Below are 213 nucleotides of genomic sequence, written 5' to 3'. Positions count from 1 at the left end.
GGCATGTGACACCGCCTTTTATTTAAGGAAGAAGAGCCCTATCATGGCACATGATGGATTACGGCTGTAGTACTAGGCTGTGTCCCTTAATTAGATAACCGCCTGTAAAAGAGTCGAATACAGCCTAATTTCACCCTGGACAAATAGTTTCGAGCGGTTTTTTCGTAACGGGTTGCGATACGCCGATTTCCTTTAAGAAAACCGAAACAACGT

1 pseudogene is annotated in these 213 nt (G+C 44.1%); it reads right to left on the bottom strand.

What is annotated here, in order from left to right:
* Positions 1-86: 86 nt before the first annotated feature.
* Positions 87-213, bottom strand: a pseudogene (locus tag NXS07_RS21545) (IS5/IS1182 family transposase); the annotation flags it as partial.

Origin of the sequence: Xenorhabdus bovienii (assembly GCF_024721015.1) — a bacterium.
GTDB lineage: Bacteria > Pseudomonadota > Gammaproteobacteria > Enterobacterales > Enterobacteriaceae > Xenorhabdus > Xenorhabdus bovienii.
The sequence above is the reverse complement of the archived record's forward strand: the minus strand, read 5'-3'. Positions and strand labels throughout refer to the sequence as shown.